The organism is Sphingobium aquiterrae (assembly GCF_037154135.1).
Taxonomy (GTDB): Bacteria; Pseudomonadota; Alphaproteobacteria; order Sphingomonadales; family Sphingomonadaceae; genus Sphingobium; species Sphingobium aquiterrae.
Genome location: NZ_JBANFL010000001.1, coordinates 457,270 through 476,206 on the forward strand (window position 1 = coordinate 457,270; position 18,937 = coordinate 476,206).

An 18,937-nucleotide genomic window follows, 5' to 3' on the forward strand; every position below is an offset into this window, starting at 1 on the left:
AGCGGAGTTCATGGCATGGCATTGGCACCCGGCGCTAACGGCGCGACATCCTCTTCCGGCGGCAGTCAGGCGGGCGGCGGCCTCACCGGCTTCGTCTTTGCGCTCTTCTTCGTCTTTGGCGGCATCACCAGCCTGAACGATGTGCTGATCCCCAAGCTCAAGGATCTCTTCATCCTGTCGAATGCGCAGGTGCTGCTGGTTCAGTCTGCCTTCTTCGCGGCCTATTTCCTCATCTCCATTCCGGCCTCCGCCATCGTCCACCGGCTTGGCTACATGCGCAGCGCCGTGGTCGGCTTGCTGACGATGACGGCGGGCTGCCTGCTGTTCATCCCGGCGGCCGCGTCCAGCCTGTTCGGGGCCTTCCTGTTCGCGCTGTTCGTGCTGGCCAGCGGCATCACCATCGTGCAGGTCGTCGCCAATCCGCTGATCTCGATGCTGGGCAGGCCGGAAACGGCCTCCAGCCGGCTCACCTTCGCGCAGGCGTTCAATTCGCTCGGCACGACGATCTTTCCCTATGTCGGGTCGATGCTGATCCTGGGCGCGCTGGCGAAGGTCGATCCGTCGACGCTGTCCGGCGCGGCGCTGGATGCGTTCCGGGCCACGGAATCGCGCGTCGTCGTCCACACCTATATCGGCCTGGCCATCGCGCTGGTCATCGTCGCGCTGGTTGTCTGGTCGCAACGCAACAAGCTGAAGGAAGCCCCGACCGAAGCGATGAACGTCGCGGCGGCCTTCGGCCTGCTCAGGCGCGCCCGTTTCGGTTTCGGCACGCTCGGCATCTTCCTGTATGTCGGGGCGGAAGTGACCATCGGCAGCCTGATGGTGCTGTATCTGGTGCAGCCGGACACGCTGGGCATCAGCCAGGAGGCCGCGGGCAAGCTGGTCGCCTATTATTGGGGCGGCGCGATGGTCGGCCGGTTCATCGGCTCGGCGGTGCTGCGCATGTTCGCGCCGGGCAAGGTGCTGGCGGTCGTGGCGGGAACGGCGATCGCGCTGCTCACCCTGTCCGCCAGCACCCATGGCGCGCTGTCCGGCTGGTCGCTGATCGCCATCGGCCTGTTCAACTCGATCATGTTCCCGACGATCTTCACGCTGGCGAGCGAGGGCCTTGGCCGCCGCGCGGCCGATGGCTCGGGCGTCATCTGCATGGCGATCGTCGGTGGCGCCATCCTTCCGCCGCTTGCCGGCTGGATATCGGACCTGACGTCGCTGCGGGCCGCGTTGATCGTGCCCGCCATCGCCTATGCCCTGATCCTGCTATTCGGCCTGTTCGCCACGAAGCCGGTCGCCAGCGTGGACGCGGCGTCGGGCAGCGAGGCGGCCCCCGCCATGCTGTGATCCGCGCATGACCGCGCCTTCCCTTCGGGTGGTCATGACCGGGGCGTCGGCGCGGCCCCTCTCGCATCCGTTCGCCGTCAGGCCATCAAGCGCGCCCGGGCACAGGCCCTCACGCGCAAGGGAGAAGACATGAAGATCATCCTGTCGCGCGTCTCGATCGCCGCTATCGTCACGCTGATGGCCGGGCCGCTCGGCGCCCAGTCCCAGCCCCAGTCGCGGCCGGAACCTCAGCCCCTTTCGGCGGTCGCCCATCCGGCGCTCTGGCCGCAGGTGAAGGCGCAGCCGGGGCGCGACCCGGCGGTGGAGCGGCGCATCGATGCGCTGATGCGGGCCATGTCGCTTGAGGACAAGGTGGGCCAGATCATCCAGGTGGATATCGGCTCCATTACGCCGGCCGACGTCGTCACCTACAAGATCGGATCGGTGCTCAATGGCGGCAATTCCGGCCCCTATGACGATGAATATGCGTCCCCGGCGAAGTGGCTCAAGCTGGCCGACGAATATTATGACGCATCGATGCGCCGTGCCGACAACGGGCCGAAAATCCCGATCATCTGGGGCACGGATTCGGTGCATGGCAACAACAACATCGTCGGCGCCACGCTGTTTCCGCACAATATCGGCCTGGGCGCGGCGCACGACCGCGACCTCATCCGCAAGATCGGCGAAGTGACCGCGCTGGAAACCGCCGCCGCCGGCCTCGACTGGACCTTCGCGCCGACGCTGGCCGTGGTGCAGGACGACCGCTGGGGGCGGACCTATGAAAGCTATGGCGAAGAGCCGCAGATCGCCGCCGAATATGCCGGCGCGATGATCGAGGGCGTGCAGGGCAGGGTCGGGACCGGGGATTTCCTGGCGCCCGCCCATCTGATCGCGACGACCAAGCATTTCCTTGGCGACGGCGGCACCGGCGGCCGCGACCAGGGCGATACGCACCTGTCCGAAGAACTGCTGCGCGACGTGCATCTGGGCGGCTATCCGGCCGCGATCGAGGCCGGCACGCAATCGGTCATGGCCAGCTTCTCCAGCTGGAATGGCGAGAAGATGAGCGGCAACAAAAGCCTGCTGACCGATGTGCTGAAGGATCGCATGGGCTTTGACGGCTTCGTCATCGGCGACTGGAACAGTCACGGCCAGGTGAAGGGCTGTTCCAACGAGGATTGCCCGCAGGCGATCAATGCCGGGCTGGATATGTTCATGTATTCCGGGCCGGGCTGGAAGCAGCTCTATGCCAACACGCTGGCCGAGGCGAAATCGGGTGTCATCCCCATGGCGCGGCTGGACGATGCGGTTCGCCGCATCCTGCGCGTCAAGCTGCGGGCCGGCACCTTCGATCGGGGGCGTCCGTCGTCGCGCGCCTTTGCCGGCAAGTTCGATGTCATCGCCTCGCCCGCGCACCGGGCGATCGCCCGTCAGGCCGTGCGGGAATCGCTGGTGCTTCTCAAAAACCAGGGCGTGCTGCCGCTCAAACCCGATGCGCATATCCTGGTCGCGGGATCGGCCGCCGACAGCATCGGCCAGCAGGCGGGCGGCTGGTCGATCACATGGCAGGGCGCCGACCTGCCCAACAGCGCCTTCCCCAATGCCCAGTCGATCTGGAAGGGGATAGAGGAAACCGTGAAGGCGGGCGGGGGCACCGCGACCTATGCGCCCGATGGCACGTTCACGACCCGGCCCGATGCCGCCATCGTCGTGTTCGGCGAAAAGCCCTATGCCGAATTCAAGGGCGACATCCCCAATCTGGACTATAGTCCCGGCGACAAGAGCGATCTGGCGATGCTCAGGGCATTGAAGGCGGCGGGCATCCCGGTGGTCGCGATATTCCTGTCCGGCCGTCCGCTCTGGGTGAATGCGGAGCTGAACGCATCGGACGCCTTCGTCGCCGCCTTCCTGCCGGGGAGCGAGGGCGGCGGCATTGCCGACGTGCTGTTCGCCAGGGCCGACGGTTCGGTCGATCATGATTTCCGCGGCAGGCTGAGCTTCTCATGGCCCCGCCGCCCGGACCAATATGTGCTCAATCGCCGCGATCCGGGCTATGATCCGCTGTTCGCCTTCGGCTATGGCCTGAGCTATGCCGCGCCTGGCACGGTCGGCACGCTGGACGAGAGCCGTCCGGCAGGCATGGCGGAGGTCACGCCGGGCATCTTCTACGGGCAGGGCAGGGTGCCGCCGGGCTGGTCGATCGATACCGAGCTGGTCAGGCAGTCGGGCGTCGACCGGCGGGCGCAGGAAGATTCGCGCCGCTTCACATGGTCCGGCGGCGGTGTTGGCCACGTCGCCATCGCGGCGCCCAAAGCCATCGACCTTTCCCGTGAGAGCAATGGCGAAATCAGCCTGGTGATCGAATATCGGGTAGCCGCGCCGGTCACGGGCACTGTCACCGCCGGCATCGAAAGCGCGGGCAGGATGGCGACGGTGCCCATTGGCGGCGTGCTGGCGCGCGCACCGCAGGGGCAGTGGACGAAGCTCGCCATCCCGCTCCAATGCTTTGCCGCGCGCGGTGCGGATATGCGGGCGATCACGGCGCCGCTGGTGATCGAAACGGCGGGCAGCCTCGATCTCGCCATTTCCGATGTGAAGCTGGACTATGTCAGCATGCCCATGACGACGTGCGGCGGCTGACGAGACGCCCGCGCCTGAACGCGTCGGGAACCATCCGGGGGGAGGGCGATGATGGCGACCGCACCATCATCGCCCTGCCGACTATCGCGGGTCTTGTTCCGTGCTGGTCCACAGCGGCGTGAAGCGTTCGCCCTCCATCAGCAGGACGGACGCGGGATGGCCGGCCTCGACCGCCTGCCTAGCCGTGTCCGTCGCCATGGCGACGGCGGCCTCCTGCGTTGCGAAGGGGCCGAAATAGCGGTTGTCGAGGTTGATCTTCCACTCGCCGCCATGATGGATGACGATGTAGCGGGCAGGGGCTTTGGTGGTCATGATATGAAGTCCTCCGGCGCGCCCCTCAGAGCGGCATTTTCGCGTTGTAATGGTGCCATGCCATGATCGCCGCCGCGCCGCGATGCGGGCGCCATGGATCGGCGATGGCGCGGACGGTCTTCTCGTCCGGGCGATCGGACAGGCCCATGATCCGTCCGACCTCGATCTGCACGGCCAGGTCGCCGGCGGGCCAGATATCCGGCCGCCCCTCGGCGAACAGCAGGTAGATCTCCGCCGACCAGCGCCCGATGCCTTTCACCCTGACCAGATGGGCGATGGCGTCCTCGTCATCGGCGGGCAGGGCATGCAGGTCGAGTTCGCCGGAGATCACCAGTTCGGCGAGGCTGCGGGCATAGCCCTGTTTCTGGCGGGACAGGCCACAGGCCCGCAACGCATCGAAATCCTGCGCCAGCAACGCACCGGGCGCGCAGCCCGCGCCCAGCAGCGCCTCCAGCTTCGCCCAGACCGAAGCGGCCGCCGCGATGCTGACCTGTTGCCCCACGATCGTCCGCAGCAATGTCTCATAGCCCGGCTGGCGCACGCGCGGGCCGGGATAGCCGACCCGGCCGATCGCATCGGCAAAGCGCGGTTCCATCGCCGCCAGTGCATCCAGGCTTGCGCGCAGGGCCGCCGCCGTTGCTACCACCGCATTGCCTCATATCCTTGCATTTTCGCGTCGCCCGGCTATGTCCGGCCGCGATAGAGGGAGAGTTGCTATATGCCGAAGCTGATCGTGGTCAACCGTGCGGGTGCGGAAACGACCGTCGACGCTGAAAACGGGCTGTCGGTGATGGAGGCCATCCGCGACAGCGGTTTCGACGAATTGCTGGCACTCTGTGGCGGTTGCTGCTCCTGCGCGACCTGTCATGTCTATGTCGACGCGGATTTTGCGGGCACGCTGCCGGCGATCGGCGAGGATGAGAACGACCTGCTCGACAGTTCCGATCATCGGAATGAACGCAGCCGCCTGTCGTGCCAACTGGTGATGAGCGATGCGCTGGACGGCCTGAAGGTCGAGATCGCACCGGAAGACTGAGCGCCGGGAAGGCGCCCGATCGCGCCTGCCCTTTTCATGGCACGTGTGTTCCATGGCATGGCCCACATGCCGGCGGGACATCCCTTGCCTGCCGGCTGGAGCGGTTTGCGATCCGATCGCATCGGATCAGCCGCTCCATGCTTTTGATGTGACGCATTTTCCGGGCCGTCGGGTGAGCCCAGCTGACTGGCAAATGCCCTATTGCCCGAAACGGATGACCGCCATCGGCGCGTCCGTGGTCAGGTTGTTCACCTTCCAGACGATCTGTCGCCGGCCATCGGGCAGCGTCCTGGCGCCGTCTTCCTGATTCTGGCTGACGATCGGCGCGGCGCTGGTCAGCGTGAAGATGCCGTCCAGCTGGGCGGCCGCGTCCGGCGCCTTGCCCATGCCGGCCATCGCGCCTTGGCTCTTGTTCGCTTCATTGGCATAGCCGGGCGCCTTCACCCTTATCCTGTCATCGCCGCGCAGTTCGATCGCGATGAACGGGAAGACCAGCTGCGCGTCGATATTGAACGGAAAGACGAAGCCGTGGTCGAGCGTGCCGGTGATGGCATAGTCGATCTCGAACTTGTGGTTGCCAAGATAGCGGGCGAGCTTGAACCCCTTTTCCTTCGAAAGCGCCGTGGCGATGGCGTTCATCTTGGTCGTTTCGTCCTGCATGTCGGAGAAATCGGCGTCGCTATCGGCGGGGGCATTGGCGGCGGCCTGATCCGATCCGCCCTTGGGTTCCGGCTTGCCTTGCCCGCCTTTGCTCTCCTGCGCGCCGGCAAGGGCGATGGGTTGCATGAGCGCGCTGGGCATGTCCTTCGCCCCTGCGTCATTGCCTAGGTCCGGGCCCGCGTCCGGCGCATCGCCGCCCTTCATCGCCTTGTCCATGTCGAGCGCGATCACCTCCCCCTTATAGGTGAAGGTGAAGCTGCGGTCGGCGCGGATATCCAGCGTGGAGGCGAACTTGCCGGGGGTGACGAGGCAGCCCGCCAGCAGCAGAACTGCGCCCAGGGCCAGTGCGATGCGCCCGATGCCAGCTTTCGTCATTCTTCCCCCCCCCCTTTGCGCCGCACCCCTGCGGCTGTTCGCGGATCAGGCCCTGTTTGTCTTTTGCGTTCCGCCCTGCTGTTTTCCCCTGTCCGGGCCGCCCGATAAAGGCGCCCGGCCGGAAAATATCCTAACGGCAGGCCGCCGCATAAAGCGCGATCGCCGCCGCGTTGGAGACGTTGAGCGATTCCATGCGCGCGCTGATCGGCAATTTGGCCAGGATGTCGCAATGCGCCATGCTGTTGTGGCGCAGCCCTTCGCCCTCCGCGCCCAGCACCAACGCGACGCGGGCGGTGCCCATCGCCGCGGCCAGCGTCTGGTCCGCCTCGCCATCCAGGCCGATGCGCCAATATCCCGCCTCGGCGATCTCGTCGAGCGCGCGGGCCAGGTTCACCACCCGCACCCAGGGCACGATTTCCAGCGCGCCGGAGGCGGCACGGGCAAGCACGCCCGATTCGGGTGGGGCGTGCCTGTCCTGCGTGACGATGGCGAGCGCATCGAAGGCGGCGGCGGACCGGAGGATCGCGCCGACATTATGCGGGTCCGTCACCTGATCGAGGACCAGGATCGGGCGCTGGTCGTCGCGTCCCTCCTCCAGCACGTCGTCCAGCCAGATGTCGTCCAATGGCTCGACCTCCGCCACGATGCCCTGATGCGGCGCGTCACCGGGCACCATGCGGCCCAGATCCGCGCCATCGGCATAGACGATCGGCAAAACGGGCGGCAGATCGAGCGCCCCCAATGCCTCACGTGTGCCCCAGATCTTGCGCACGACCCGGTCGGGGTTGGCGAGCGCGGCGGTAACGGCATGCCGCCCATAGAAGCGGGGAAACCCGCCCTTGGGCTTGCCGGTGCGATGACCTCTTTTCATGAGGACGCTCTTTTCACGGGAAGCATTGACAGGCAAGCCTCCTTTCGTCATTGAGCCCCCCTCCGGCGCTGACCTTGTCCTTCGGGACGGCGGCGGCGGACGTGGACAGGTGGCCGAGTGGTTAAAGGCAGCAGACTGTAAATCTGCCCGGGTTTCCCGTACGCTGGTTCGAATCCAGCCCTGTCCACCATCATGTAGCAACCTATTGGGAATGCTACGAAATGCTGGAATTATAGGCTTTTTCACCCGTGTTTGCTACACAAGTAGCAAGGACAAGGGCCATGTGTACCTATCTCATAAAACGCGGATCAACCTACGCATTCCGCCGTCGCGTACCGGCAAAACTGGTGCCGTTCGTCGGCGTGACCGAGTTCACCTATTCGCTTGAGACGAAGGATCGGGACGAAGCTAGCGAACTACACCACGCGGCGGTTATGACGATTTGCGACCAGACGTTCTGCACCAGGACGCGGGTCTGAGCCTTCCTGTCCGGCGACTTTCCAGAATGAACCGCCCAATCGGGAGCGTTGCGATTCCGGACTAGTCTCCCTTGCCAGTTTCGGCGGCCCGTGCTCGTGGATATCCTGTGCTCGGGTGCGGACTTGGGGTGGTCATACCGGACGATGATAGAGGATGCGCGCAGGTCTGCCGAAAGGGACGCCCTGGATGTGGACATCTGCGTCATCGGCGCGGGTGCGGCCGGAATCACGATTGCCCGCCATTTCACGGGATCGCGTCACCGCCTGCTGCTGATCGAAAGCGGCGGGCTGCATTTCGAATATGGATCACAACGCCTGTCGCGTGGGGTGATCGCCGGGGAAGCCTATGATCCTCTCGATCTGTCGCGGGTCCGGCAATTCGGGGGCAGCACTGGAAAGGCCGGCTGGGGCGGATGGTGCAAGCCCCTGTCCACCGGAGACTTTGAACCGCGCCCCTGGGTGCCCCTGAGCGGTTGGCCGCTCACGCCCGCCGCATTGGCGCCTTATTATGACAAGGCCCGGCAAAGCCTTGCTCTGGATGACGGAATAGATTGGGAGAGCGAAGCGCTGCATGGGGAGGCAGAAAGTTTGCGGCTTGAGCCGTGCGCTCTTTCGCCCGCGCCCGATCTTGGCCGCAACGCCCTGCCGTCCTTGAGCGCCAGCCCGAATATTCATGTGCTGCACCACGCCACCGTTGCGCGACTGATCCGCGTGCCAGGTTCAGCAAGGATCGACAGTGCAGAGGTCGTTACGGGAAATCGGCAGCGCCGCCGCGTTCGCGCCCGCATTTTCATCCTGGCAGCGGGTGGGCTTGAAAATCCACGACTGCTTTTGCTGTCCGATATCGGCAATGGCCATGACCTGGTCGGACGCTATTTCATGGAACATCCGCGCATTCGATGGGGTCGACTGACCGCCGACGCACCGCTCGACCGGCTGCACCGCCTCGTCCCCAATGGCCAAGTACAACAGAACGCGCCCGCGACCGCCAATTTCGCCGGACTGACCGTTGATGCAGCGCTCGAAGAACGGCTGCACCTGCTCAAATCGCGCAGCTGGCTGAAGCGGACCCCCGCGATCGGTCATGGCGAAGGCGCGCGGGCGCTCAACGATCTGAGTTTCTGGCTTAGAAAGGGCCGCCGCCCGCCGCACATCCGGCGCGACATCCGCGTTCTGCTGCGCCATGCTCCCGAAGCCGCCACCACGCTCTTCGATCGCCTCAAGCGTGGCCGGCACGGCCCCGTCAGCTATTCCTTCGACACCATCATGGAGCAGGAACCCGATTACAACAGCCGTGTCCGGCTGGATGAGCAGCATGATTTTCATGGGCTGCCGATGATCCGACTGGAATGGCGGCTCAGTTCGCTGGTCCATGACAGTTTTGCCAAGACGCGCCAACTCATCATGCAGGACCTGCGACGGCTGGGCTATGCGTGCGACGACGCCGCCCCGTCAGGCCCCATCCGGTGGGTGCGTCATCATATGGGGACGACCCGGATGGCGCAAAATGCGCGCCAGGGTGTCGTGGACAGCGACTGTCGCCTCTTCGACGCTCCCAATGTGTTCGTGGCGGGAAGTTCCGTCTTCCCCTGTGGCGGCAACGATATGCCGACCATGACGATCGTCGCGCTGGCCCATCGGATTGCAGAACGCGTGGAGCAAGAGGTGGCGCAATATTAGAGCGGATCGACACTCATCATAGCCCGCTGGCGGCCGATCCGCCCCCACCGAACGGGTCAGTTGTTGTGTGAGTGGATTATGCTCGCCGTCGCGATATTCGGGCGGAAGTGGGCAGCGACAAGTCCCGCATGCCGATGGCCACCATCTGGCTCGCCGACAAGGCCGTCGATGACCGGGATGCTCCCAATAGATATCCCGGCGACATCGGTCATCGTCCAGTATGGCTTCAGGATGCGCCCTCGAACAGTTGCGCGAACTTCACGTCGATGCGCAGGCCGAGCACCAGGGCGCTGGGGACGTTGGTCTTGCGCTGGGGAACGTAAATCGGGTCCGGATTGATCACCCACTGGATGTTGGGGAGGATGCGGACCCCCGGCATGGCGGCAAAGCCATAGTTGATCTCGCCGACGATCTCATCCGCCTTTGGTGAGCCTGTGCCGCCTGCCTTGGCGCGCAGGTCTCGCAAATAGCCCAGTTGCTGGTCGCTCAAATGGGTGTCCGTGATCAGGAAGCCGATCGTGTCGTCGTCCCGGCCCTTGAAGGTGCCCGTCTTCACGAACCCGCCCGAGGCGAACCAGTCGAGCTGGGCGGCATTGCCGGTGTTGACGAAGAGACGACCGAAAAGCGCAAGATTGCGGCGGCTGTTGCCGGGCGCGCGCTGGATCGTCTGGTCCACCATCGCGTACAGGCCGGTCCGGTCGCCATCCTGCATGATCCGGGGAAGCCCGGTGAGGGCCGCGGAGTCGCCGTTGCGATCGTAGAACAGGCTCTGCCCGCCATCTGTGTTGAGGTAGAAGCCCAGCTTGTACCGACGCGGCAACCGCTCCTGGGCGAAGGTCGTCTGATAGCCGATTTCACCGGCGACGAGCGCGCCCGTTCCCTTGCCGAGCGAGAAGTCGAGCCCGCCTTTCCCCTTCAGGTTGAGATCGTTGTTATATTCGAACAGGCCGGCCTGCACATACCAGCGATCGCTGGGCGCATAGCGCACCTTGGCGGTCCAGGAGGAGTTCGGATAGGCCGTGACGCCGATGTTGCTGATGCCGCCATAGGCGGTCAGGCAGCTGGTATTGCTCATGAAAACGCAGTTGAAGGGGGAGCTGTTGAAATAGCTGTTCATGGCCGCCCGGCCAACCATCACGTTCACGCGGCCGAAATCATGTTCGATGTTCAATTGCGTGAGGCGCGGCCCGGAGACCGGGCGCCAGGTCTGCTGGAAGCTGATCGAGTTGCCGATCGACTCGCGGCCCAGATTGGTGCCGGTGAACCAGGCAGCCTGGACATGGACCTTCGTATCGGCAAGGCCGACAAGCTTTTCCAGATCGAGGTCGGCCGCGCCCATGACCCAGTGGGATTCCGCGCTGCCCTGGCGCGCGCCGCCGACCGGATTGGCGGCGATGTTGCTGACCACGTCCAGGGCCAGATCGACCCCGCCCCGCTTCAATTGCCGCAGCACCTTGCCGACGGCGTTGTCGCGCTGGAACCGTGCGATCGCACCCGGTGCTGTTGCGCCCTCCTGCTGGCCGGGGCCTGTCGGCCCATGCGCTGGCGGCGAAGCGGCAGGGGTGCTCCCGCTGCCGTCCGCCGATAATCTGGCGGCGTCCGTGGCGGCTTCGACGCCACCTTCCAACGGCCGCACGGCCGATCCGGCCGGTGGTTGCGGCTGTTGCAGGGGCGCCGGGCTCGGGGTCTGGGCCGTGAACAGCATCAGGGAACTGGCAAGGGTGGTGGCGGCAGACATGAAGATCTCCTCTCCGGCCGCGTGCGCGCGCGGCCGGTCTTATGCTTTGGGATGTGGCGGCGGTCAGGCGGGCAAAAGGACCTGATGCTTGGCGCGGACGCGGGCATTGCCCACCACCTGCGCCATCAGCTTCTCGTCCAGCTTGCCTTCCCACTTCGCGATGACGAACGTCGCGAGTGCATTGCCGATCAGGTTCACGAAGGTCAGGCCCTCGGCCAGGATACGATGGATGCCCAGGATCAGCGCGATGCTCGCGACCGGTATCGTGCCGGTGGCGTTGAGTGTCGCTGCGAGCACGACAAAGGCCGCGCCCGCAACGCCGGCCGCCCCCTTGGATGTGAGCAGCAGCACGGCAATCAGGCCAAGTTCGTGCCAGACCGTCAGATGCGTGTTCGTCGCCTGGGCCAGGAACACCGTGACGGTGGTGAGATACAGGCATGTCCCGTCAAGGTTGAACGAATAGCCCGCCGGGATGACGAAGCCGACCACGCTTTCCTCGCAGCCTGCCTTGCACATCTTCTGGATGAGGCGCGGAAGGACCGTTTCCGTGGATGTCGTGGCGGCAACGATGACGATCTCGTCCCACAGATAGCCCAGCAGACGCCACAGGCTGACCCCGCACCAATGGGCAACACCGCCCAGCACGATGGCCGTGAATACGGCGCAGACGACGAAGAATTCGATGACCAGCTCGCCCAGCGACAGGAGCGAGGCCGTGCCGAACTGCCCGACGGTGAAGGCGATCGCGCCGAAGGCACCCAGCGGGGCGAAATACATGATGTAGCCGATGATCCGGAAAAAGCCCTGCGACGCGCTTTCGATCACCTCCACCACCGGGCGGCCGCGCGGGCCGATCGCCGCGATGGCGATGCCGAACAGCACGGCGATGAACAGCACCTGCAGGACGGGTCCCTGGGTCAATGCGCTGCCGAACGTGTCCGGAATGATGTTGAGGAAATAGCCGGAGATCGACTGGTCGTGGGCCGTGGCGACATAGGTCTCGATGGATGACGTGTCGATGGCCGAGGCGTCGATGTTCATGCCCACGCCCGGCTGCCACAGGTCGACCGCGACCAGCCCGAAGATCAGCGCAAGAATCGTGATGATTTCGAAATAGACGATCGACTTCAGGGCGACACGGCCGACGCTCTTCATGTCGCTCATGCCGGCGATGCCATGCACGACGGTCACGAAGACGACCGGGCCGATCATCATGCGGATCAGCTTGATGAACGCGTCGCCAAGCGGCTTCATCGCTACCGCTGTCGACGGCGCGAAGTGGCCGAGCAGGATGCCGATCAGCGTTCCTGCCAGCACCTGGAACCAGAGCTGCCCAAGGATGCCGAACCGGCCCGTGCGCGCGCGCTTTTCTCCTAGATCGGTCATTTTTTATCTTTCATTGTGGCGGCCCGACCGGCCGTCAGCCAAACAAGGTCCCGTCGAACAATTTGCGTGCAGTGCGCAGCATGGCCGCGCCTGCGATCGCCCCTTGTTCGTCCAGGTCGATCACGCAGCCGGTGGTGCCGCTGGGATGTTCCACGCCGAGCATCAGGGAACGTCCTTCGGGCACGACAGCCAGTGCCTGCGCAGGCGAGCCCTGGACGAGGCAGGCGCTGGCGACGCTGATGGCGCCCAGCACGCCGACCGAGGCGTGGCACCGGTGCGGGATGAAGGAACGGACGCTGATCGCGCCGCCATTTCTGGGCGCGGCGATCAGCATCATCTTGGGCACCGATTGGCCGGCCACGTCGCCCAGGTTCATCATCGGCCCGGCCTTGAGGCGGATCGCCTCGATCCGGGTCTTCAAGGCGTCGTCGGCGTCGAGCGTCTCGCGATCCTCATAGCCGCTGATCCCGACATCGCGGGCACGCAGCACCACGCAGGGCATGCCATTGTCGATCAGCGTCGTCTCGATGCCTTCGATGATGTCCACCGCATTGCCGGTGGGCAGCAGCGCCCCGGTGCTCGATCCCGCAATGTCCGCAAAGGCGAGCGGGATCGCGGCCGCGCTGCCCGGCACGCCATCGATCCGCGCGTCGCCTTCATAAGTCACCGCGCCACCGGGCGTCGCAACGGTCGCCGTCGCCATCTTGCCGGTGTTGACCATGAATATGGTGACGCGGGTTTCGCCATCCTGCGCTGCAACCAATCCTCTTTCGATCGCGAAAGGCCCCACGCCGGCCAGCATATTGCCGCAATTCTGGGCGTCCGTCACGATCGCCCGGTCGACGAAGACCTGAAGGAACAGATAGTCGACATCCGCGCCTTCATGGGCGGAGCGGGAGACGATGGCGACCTTGGACGTCAGCGGGTCGCCGCCGCCCATCCCGTCGATCTGGCGGATGTCGGGCGAACCGAACGCGCGGAGCAGGAAGGCATCGCGCGCGGCGGTGTCGGCGGGCACATCGTCCGCCAGGAAGAACCCGCCCTTCGACGTCCCCCCGCGCATCCACATGGCGCGCACGGCATCAGGCCCGACATCAGGCATAATGCAGCCCCTTGGCCGCCAGGCGCTCACGCATGGCATAGATGTCGAGGCCCAGTTCGCCCTTGGCCAACCGCGCGCGCTTCTCGGCTTCCCGTGCTTCGCGCGCCTGCGCTTCGACCAGGATGCGCGCGGCATCCGCCCGGCGGACCACGCACACGCCATCGTCGTCGGCGACGACGACGTCCCCGGCCTGGATCAGTTCGCCCGCGCACACGATCGGGACGTTCACCGATCCCAGCGTTTCCTTCACCGTTCCCTGCGCGGAGATCGCCCTCGACCAGACCGGGAAGCCCATGGCCGTCAGGTCGCGCACGTCGCGCACGCCGGCATCGATGACCAGGCCGGGACAGCCGCGCGCCATCGCCGAGGTTGCGAGCAGATCGCCGAAATAGCCATCTTCGCACGGCGATGTCGGTGCCACCACCAGGATGTCGCCATCTTGCAATTGTTCAATGGCGACATGCATCATCCAGTTGTCGCCCGGCGGGACCGATACCGTCACTGCGGTGCCGGCGATGCGGGCGCCGGCATAGATCGGCCGGAGCCGGCTGCCGAGCAGGCCGATCCGCCCCTGCGCTTCATGGATGGTGGCGACGCCCGCCTGCGCCAGCCCCGCGATGGTGGCGGCGTCCGCGCGTTCGATATGCGTGATGACGCTATGCATCCTTCAATCCTTGATCCTGTCCTTTTGCTGCGCCTTCCTAGGGCCGAGGGGGGCGGGCAAGGCAAGGTGGATTTGCGCACGGGCCATAAGCTGTGCTGAAGTGTCGATCATGAATCAGATTCGCGAACTCAATCTCCGCCATCTCGATGCGGTCGCGACCGCCGGCCGTGTGGGCAGCATCAGCGGCGCATCGCAGGCCATGAACCTCTCCCAGCCCGCACTGACCCAGGCCGTGGCGAAGGTGGAGGCGCAGCTGGGCCATAAGCTGTTCGATCGCCAGCCCGGCGGCGTCGCGCCGACGGAGGCCGGGCTGTTGATGACGGCGCGGATCGATCGCGCGCTGGCCTATGTCGCGCGCGGCGGGCAGGGGGTGCGGCGCGGCGCCCGTTTGCCGCCCCTCCCGCATATCGAACGCCGCATCACCCTGGGGCAGTTGCGGGCATTGATGGCGGTCGACCATGCCGGGAGCTTTGCGCTCGCCTCCCGGCAAACCGGCCTTTCGGAACCCGCGCTGCACCGGGCCACGCGCGATCTTGAGCAGTTGCTCGGCCTTGCGCTGCTGACGCGCCAGGGGCGCACCGTGCAACCCACGCCAGCGGCGACCCGGTTGCTGCGCTTCGCCCGCCTGGCCTATGCGGAATTGCAGGCCGGGCTGGATGAGCTTGAGGCGCTGCGCAACGAAGGGGCGGGGCGGCTGACCGTCGGCACCATGCCGCTGGCGCGGGCGATCCTGCTGCCCCAGGCCCTGGCCCGCTTTGCCCGCATGCATCCTGGCGCGTCGGTCAATGTGGTCGAGGGGCCGTATATGGAATTGCTCGCCAGCCTGCGGGAAGGGGAGCTGGACCTGCTGGTCGGCGCCATGCGCGATCCGCTTCCGGTCAGGGATGTCGCGCAGGAACCGCTGTTCTTCGATGACCCGGTGATCGTAGGGCGCGCGGGCCACCCCTTGCTGGACGAGCCCGGCTTTCCCTTTGTGCGGCTATTGGAATTTCCATGGGTTATCGCGGCGACCGGGGCGCCGGTGCGACGCCGCTGGGAACAGATGTTCGAGGAGCATGGGCTATTGCCGCCGCGGCTGCGGATCGAATGCGGATCGGTCCTTGTCGTCCGCGGGCTCATGCTCGAGGATGATTGGCTGACGCTGATGTCACGCGACCAGTTCCTCTTCGAACAGCGTGCCGGCCTGCTCGCCGAGATCGCCGACGCCGGCGCTTCCCTGCGGCGCCAGATCGGGCTCACGATGCGCGACGACTGGCGGCCGACGCAGCTGCAGGCGGCATTCGTGGCGACGTTCCGTTCCGTATGCGCGGATTGGACTTCAGGAAAAGCAATGGAGCGTGAACCGTTCCGATATGCGTGATCGGCAAGCCGTCACTAGCTGGAACGCATGACATCTTGCCCCATATTGTCGTTCATCGGTTTCGGAGAGGCGGCGCAGGCCTTTTGCGAAGGATGGGGCGCCACGCCGCCTGCTGCCATAAAGGCTTATGACGTGAAGACGGAGTCGGAGGCCAGTGCCGACGCCAAACGCGCCGACTATCGGCGTCATGGAGTTGCGGGCTGCGACTCGCTTCGGGCGGCCATCCAGGACGCAGGCGCCGTCATCAGTGTCGTGACCGCCGATCAGGCGGTCGTGGCGGCGCAATCGGCGGCGGCGGTCATGGCGCCCGGCGCCTTCTTCTTCGATTGCAACAGCGTCGCCCCCGTCACCAAGCAGGTCGCGGCCGAAGCCATCGCCGCTGCCGGCGGAAGATATGTCGATGTCGCGGTGATGGCCCCGGTCAGGCCGGCGCTGCTGGCCGTCCCGTTATTGCTGGCAGGACCATCTGCTGGCGAGGGCCTCGCGCTTCTGGCGCGACTTGGCTTTGGCGGCCGGATCGTCGCGGGTGGCATCGGTGCCGCCAGCGCGATCAAGATGATCCGCTCGATCATGATCAAGGGGCTGGAGGCGCTGACCGCCGAATGCCTGCTCTCCGCACGCGCGGCCGGTGTCGATGATGAGGTGATCGCTTCGCTGGACGCCAGCTTCCCCGGCTGGAACTGGCGTGCGCGCGGGAATTATAATCTCGACCGCATGCTCGTCCATGGCCAGCGCCGTGCCGCGGAGATGCGCGAATCCGCCATCACCGCCGCCAGCCTGGGCCAGACCGGTGCGATGGCGAGCGCCACCGCCGACTGGCAGCAGCGCCTCGGGGCGCTCGGCCTTTCTCCTCCTCCCGATGGCCTGGCCGCCAAGGCCGACACAATCCTTGCCATTGCAGAAAGTTCACGCCCATGATTATCGATTGCCACGGCCATTATACCACAGCCCCCGCCCCCCACAGCGCATGGCGCGAGCAGCAGGTCGCGGCTTTCAAGGCTGGCGGCGATGTCGATCCGCACTACCCCGCCATTTCCGACGACGACATCCGCGAGACGATCGAGGCGAACCAGCTGCGCCTGTTGCGCGAGCGGGGCGCGGACATGACGATCTTTTCGCCCCGCGCCTCCGCCATGGCGCCGCATATCGGCGACGAAGCGGTCGCGCAGGTGTGGGCCCGCCGCTCCAACGATCTCATCAAGCGGGTGATCGACCTTTATCCCGAAAGCTTCGCCGGCGTGTGCCAGCTCCCGCAATCGCCCGGCATCGTGATCGCCCATGCGATCGGCGAGCTGGAGCGCTGCGTCACCGAGCTGGGCTTTATCGGTTGCAACCTCAATCCGGACCCGTCGGGCGGCAGGTTCGATTCCCCGCCGCTGACCGATCGTGCCTGGTATCCCTTCTTCGAGAAGATGGTGGAGCTGGACGTTCCGGCGATGATCCACGTCTCGGGGAGCTGCAACCCGGCGATGCATGCGACCGGCGCCTATTATCTCGCGGCCGACACGATCGCCTTCATGCAGTTCATCGAAGGCGACCTGTTCCGCGACTTTCCGACATTGCGTTTCATCATCCCCCATGGCGGTGGCGCGGTGCCCTATCATTGGGGCCGGTATCGCGGCCTGTCCGACATGTTGAAGCGGCCGCCGCTGGCCGAGCATGTGATGAAGAATGTGTTCTTCGACACCTGCGTCTATCATCAGCCGGGCATCGACCTGCTGTTCGAGGTGATCGACGTGGACAACATCCTCTTCGGATCGGAAATGGTCGGCGCGGTGCGCGGCATCGACCCGGAAACGGGCCAGTATTTCGATGACACCAAACGCTATGTCGACGCGCTCGCAATCCCCGAGGCGGACAAGCGCAAGGTGTTCGAAGGCAATGCCCGCCGCGTCTATCCGCGCCTTGATGCGCAATTGAAGGCACGGGGCCTGTGATGACGGACTTTCAGATGGATGCCGACTGGCTCTGCTATCATCCCGCCCCGACCAGGCCGGGCTTCACACTGCCGGCGGGCGCTGTGGATGCGCATTGCCATGTCTTCGGGCCCGGCGATGTTTTCCCCTATGCCCCCGAACGCAAATATACCCCGTGCGATGCCGGCAAGGCGCAGCTGTTCTCATTGCGCGACTTCCTGGGCTTCGAACGCAATGTCATCGTCCAGGCGACCTGCCACGGCGCCGACAATCGGGCGCTGCTCGATGCGCTGCGCGCCGCCGGGGACCGCGCCCGCGGGATCGCGACGGTGCGCGACACGGTGACGGACGAGGCATTGGCCGAACTCGACGCGGCCGGGGTGCGGGGGGTGCGCTTCAACTTCGTCCGCCGCCTGGTCGACCCCAGGCCGGACGCCTATTACCGCGCAATCATCGATCGCATCGCGCCGCTGGGCTGGCAGGTCGTGGTCTATTTCGAAGCTGCCGACCTGGAAGAGCGCTGGGATTTCTTCACCTCGCTCCCGACGACAGTGGTGGTCGATCATATGGGGCGCCCCGATGTCACCCGGCCGGTCGACGGCCCCGAATTCGGTCGGTTCATCCAGCTCATGACCGAGCATGAGAATATCGTCAGCAAGGTGAGCTGCCCGGAGCGTCTCTCCCGGTCGGGCCCGCCGGACTATCGCGATGTCATCCCCTTCGCCCGCACTCTGGTGGAGCGCTTTCCCGACCGCGTCCTGTGGGGCACGGACTGGCCGCACCCGAACATGAAAACCCACATGCCCGATGACGGCACCCTCGTGGACATCATCCCGCACATCGCACCGACGTCGGAACTGCAGCGCAAGCTGCTCGTGGACAACCCGATGCGTCTTTATTGGGCATAGTGTTTCCGGGACATGCGACCATGCCGGAAATGTGCGACGGGGCGGGTCTGCCTCTGAGATCGTGACGGTGCCTCTTTGTCGATGCGCATCCAGTCCGGTTTCGGGTGATGGGCATGGCCATGGCTGCCGCGACAGCGATCCGTTCCGGCTCGATCCGCGCTGCGGGATCGCAGCCAGCTATGGCATCATCAGCGAGATGGGCGGCATGTTGACGGCGGCCAATGTTTCGGACGGCGCGCTCATGTCCTTTTCTCTGCCGCTGGTGCTTGCATGAATGGCTTCCGGCAACGCTCAAGTGGCCTGCCGCCCGTTCCCAAGATACCGTTTGCCGCGCGGGATTTCCGGCATCCTCGCGCGCAAGACGCGGCTGCGCCGCTGTCGAGGAGCAGTAACGGGCACTTCACTCTCCTGACTGTCAATCGGCGTGCAAACGGGACCCCTTATCGGCGCGCAAAAGGGACCCCCTGTCAGGATGGCGGAACGTTGATGT

The 18,937-nt window shown here is 65.5% G+C and carries 17 protein-coding genes and 1 tRNA gene; 10 read left to right on the forward strand and 8 right to left on the reverse strand.

Going from position 1 to position 18,937, the window contains the following annotated elements; translation table 11 throughout:
* Positions 1–15 precede the first annotated feature (15 nt).
* Together WFP78_RS02090 and WFP78_RS02095 are read left to right on the forward strand one after the other, a co-directional pair.
* Positions 16–1,338, forward strand: a complete 1,323-nt coding sequence (locus WFP78_RS02090; protein WP_336958145.1) for a sugar MFS transporter — start codon at positions 16–18, stop codon at positions 1,336–1,338.
* A gap of 129 nt (positions 1,339–1,467) precedes the next feature.
* Positions 1,468–3,960 (forward strand): glycoside hydrolase family 3 protein, encoded by a 2,493-nt coding sequence (locus tag WFP78_RS02095; protein WP_336958147.1) that lies wholly within the window; start codon positions 1,468–1,470, stop codon positions 3,958–3,960.
* Positions 3,961–4,041: 81 nt separating this feature from the next.
* Here the strand turns inward: WFP78_RS02095 and WFP78_RS02100 are convergent, their stop codons facing one another.
* Together WFP78_RS02100 and WFP78_RS02105 are read right to left on the reverse strand one after the other, a co-directional pair.
* On the reverse strand, positions 4,042–4,272 hold the full coding sequence (locus WFP78_RS02100) for a DUF2188 domain-containing protein (RefSeq protein WP_336958149.1): 231 nt from the start codon (positions 4,270–4,272) through the stop codon (positions 4,042–4,044).
* Positions 4,273–4,297: 25 nt separating this feature from the next.
* Positions 4,298–4,918 carry a DNA-3-methyladenine glycosylase family protein gene (locus WFP78_RS02105; RefSeq protein ID WP_336958151.1) on the reverse strand — a complete coding sequence of 207 codons (621 nt, stop codon included), beginning with the start codon at positions 4,916–4,918 and terminating at the stop codon, positions 4,298–4,300.
* A 72-nt stretch (positions 4,919–4,990) separates the two neighbouring features.
* Between WFP78_RS02105 and WFP78_RS02110 the strand changes: the two genes are divergently transcribed.
* The gene (locus WFP78_RS02110) at positions 4,991–5,308 is read left to right on the forward strand and encodes a 2Fe-2S iron-sulfur cluster-binding protein (RefSeq protein ID WP_336958153.1); all 318 of its coding nucleotides are present in this window, start codon (positions 4,991–4,993) and stop codon (positions 5,306–5,308) included.
* Positions 5,309–5,506: 198 nt separating this feature from the next.
* On the opposite strand, the gene WFP78_RS02115 is transcribed toward WFP78_RS02110, so the two are convergent.
* Positions 5,507–6,343, reverse strand: a complete 837-nt coding sequence (locus WFP78_RS02115) for a hypothetical protein (RefSeq protein ID WP_336958156.1) — start codon at positions 6,341–6,343, stop codon at positions 5,507–5,509.
* A 130-nt stretch (positions 6,344–6,473) separates the two neighbouring features.
* Positions 6,474–7,214 carry a 23S rRNA (guanosine(2251)-2'-O)-methyltransferase RlmB gene (gene rlmB / locus WFP78_RS02120; RefSeq protein ID WP_336958158.1) on the reverse strand — a complete coding sequence of 247 codons (741 nt, stop codon included), beginning with the start codon at positions 7,212–7,214 and terminating at the stop codon, positions 6,474–6,476.
* Between the two features lie 103 nt (positions 7,215–7,317).
* Between rlmB and WFP78_RS02125 the strand changes: the two genes are divergently transcribed.
* The 3 genes from WFP78_RS02125 (at position 7,318) to WFP78_RS02135 (ending at position 9,373) form a co-directional block, all read left to right on the forward strand.
* A tRNA-Tyr gene (locus WFP78_RS02125) sits at positions 7,318–7,404 on the forward strand.
* A gap of 91 nt (positions 7,405–7,495) precedes the next feature.
* Positions 7,496–7,693: a DUF6538 domain-containing protein gene (locus WFP78_RS02130; RefSeq protein ID WP_336958160.1), complete on the forward strand. Its 198-nt coding sequence runs from the start codon at positions 7,496–7,498 to the stop codon at positions 7,691–7,693.
* A gap of 189 nt (positions 7,694–7,882) precedes the next feature.
* A complete protein-coding gene (locus WFP78_RS02135) occupies positions 7,883–9,373 on the forward strand; it encodes a GMC family oxidoreductase (RefSeq protein ID WP_336958162.1) in 1,491 nt (496 codons plus the stop codon).
* Between the two features lie 226 nt (positions 9,374–9,599).
* Here WFP78_RS02135 and WFP78_RS02140 read toward each other — a convergent pair whose 3' ends face one another.
* The 4 genes from WFP78_RS02140 to WFP78_RS02155 all read right to left on the reverse strand — a co-directional run bounded on the left by WFP78_RS02140 (position 9,600) and on the right by WFP78_RS02155 (position 14,263).
* Positions 9,600–11,111 (reverse strand): carbohydrate porin, encoded by a 1,512-nt coding sequence (locus WFP78_RS02140; RefSeq protein WP_336958164.1) that lies wholly within the window; start codon positions 11,109–11,111, stop codon positions 9,600–9,602.
* A gap of 63 nt (positions 11,112–11,174) precedes the next feature.
* Entirely contained in the window at positions 11,175–12,497 is a 1,323-nt protein-coding gene (gene dctA / locus WFP78_RS02145) for a C4-dicarboxylate transporter DctA (protein WP_336958166.1), read from the reverse strand.
* A gap of 34 nt (positions 12,498–12,531) precedes the next feature.
* On the reverse strand, positions 12,532–13,599 hold the full coding sequence (locus tag WFP78_RS02150; RefSeq protein WP_336958168.1) for a 4-oxalomesaconate tautomerase: 1,068 nt from the start codon (positions 13,597–13,599) through the stop codon (positions 12,532–12,534).
* Positions 13,592–14,263, reverse strand: a complete 672-nt coding sequence (locus tag WFP78_RS02155) for a 4-carboxy-4-hydroxy-2-oxoadipate aldolase/oxaloacetate decarboxylase (RefSeq protein WP_336958170.1) — start codon at positions 14,261–14,263, stop codon at positions 13,592–13,594. The genes WFP78_RS02150 and WFP78_RS02155 overlap by 8 nt, the downstream gene beginning before the upstream one ends.
* A 109-nt stretch (positions 14,264–14,372) precedes the next feature.
* On the opposite strand from WFP78_RS02155, the gene WFP78_RS02160 reads away from it, so the two are divergent.
* The 4 genes from WFP78_RS02160 to WFP78_RS02175 are packed head-to-tail and all read left to right on the forward strand — an operon-like array spanning position 14,373 to position 18,447.
* Positions 14,373–15,623 carry a LysR family transcriptional regulator gene (locus WFP78_RS02160; RefSeq protein ID WP_336958172.1) on the forward strand — a complete coding sequence of 417 codons (1,251 nt, stop codon included), beginning with the start codon at positions 14,373–14,375 and terminating at the stop codon, positions 15,621–15,623.
* Positions 15,624–15,650: 27 nt separating this feature from the next.
* The gene (locus WFP78_RS02165; protein WP_336958174.1) at positions 15,651–16,541 is read left to right on the forward strand and encodes an NAD(P)-dependent oxidoreductase; all 891 of its coding nucleotides are present in this window, start codon (positions 15,651–15,653) and stop codon (positions 16,539–16,541) included.
* Positions 16,538–17,560, forward strand: coding sequence for an amidohydrolase family protein (locus WFP78_RS02170; RefSeq protein WP_336958176.1), 1,023 nt, complete (start codon positions 16,538–16,540; stop codon positions 17,558–17,560). Before WFP78_RS02165 ends, WFP78_RS02170 begins: the two co-directional genes overlap by 4 nt.
* Positions 17,560–18,447, forward strand: coding sequence for an amidohydrolase family protein (locus tag WFP78_RS02175; RefSeq protein ID WP_336958178.1), 888 nt, complete (start codon positions 17,560–17,562; stop codon positions 18,445–18,447). Before WFP78_RS02170 ends, WFP78_RS02175 begins: the two co-directional genes overlap by 1 nt.
* Positions 18,448–18,937: the final 490 nt, after the last annotated feature.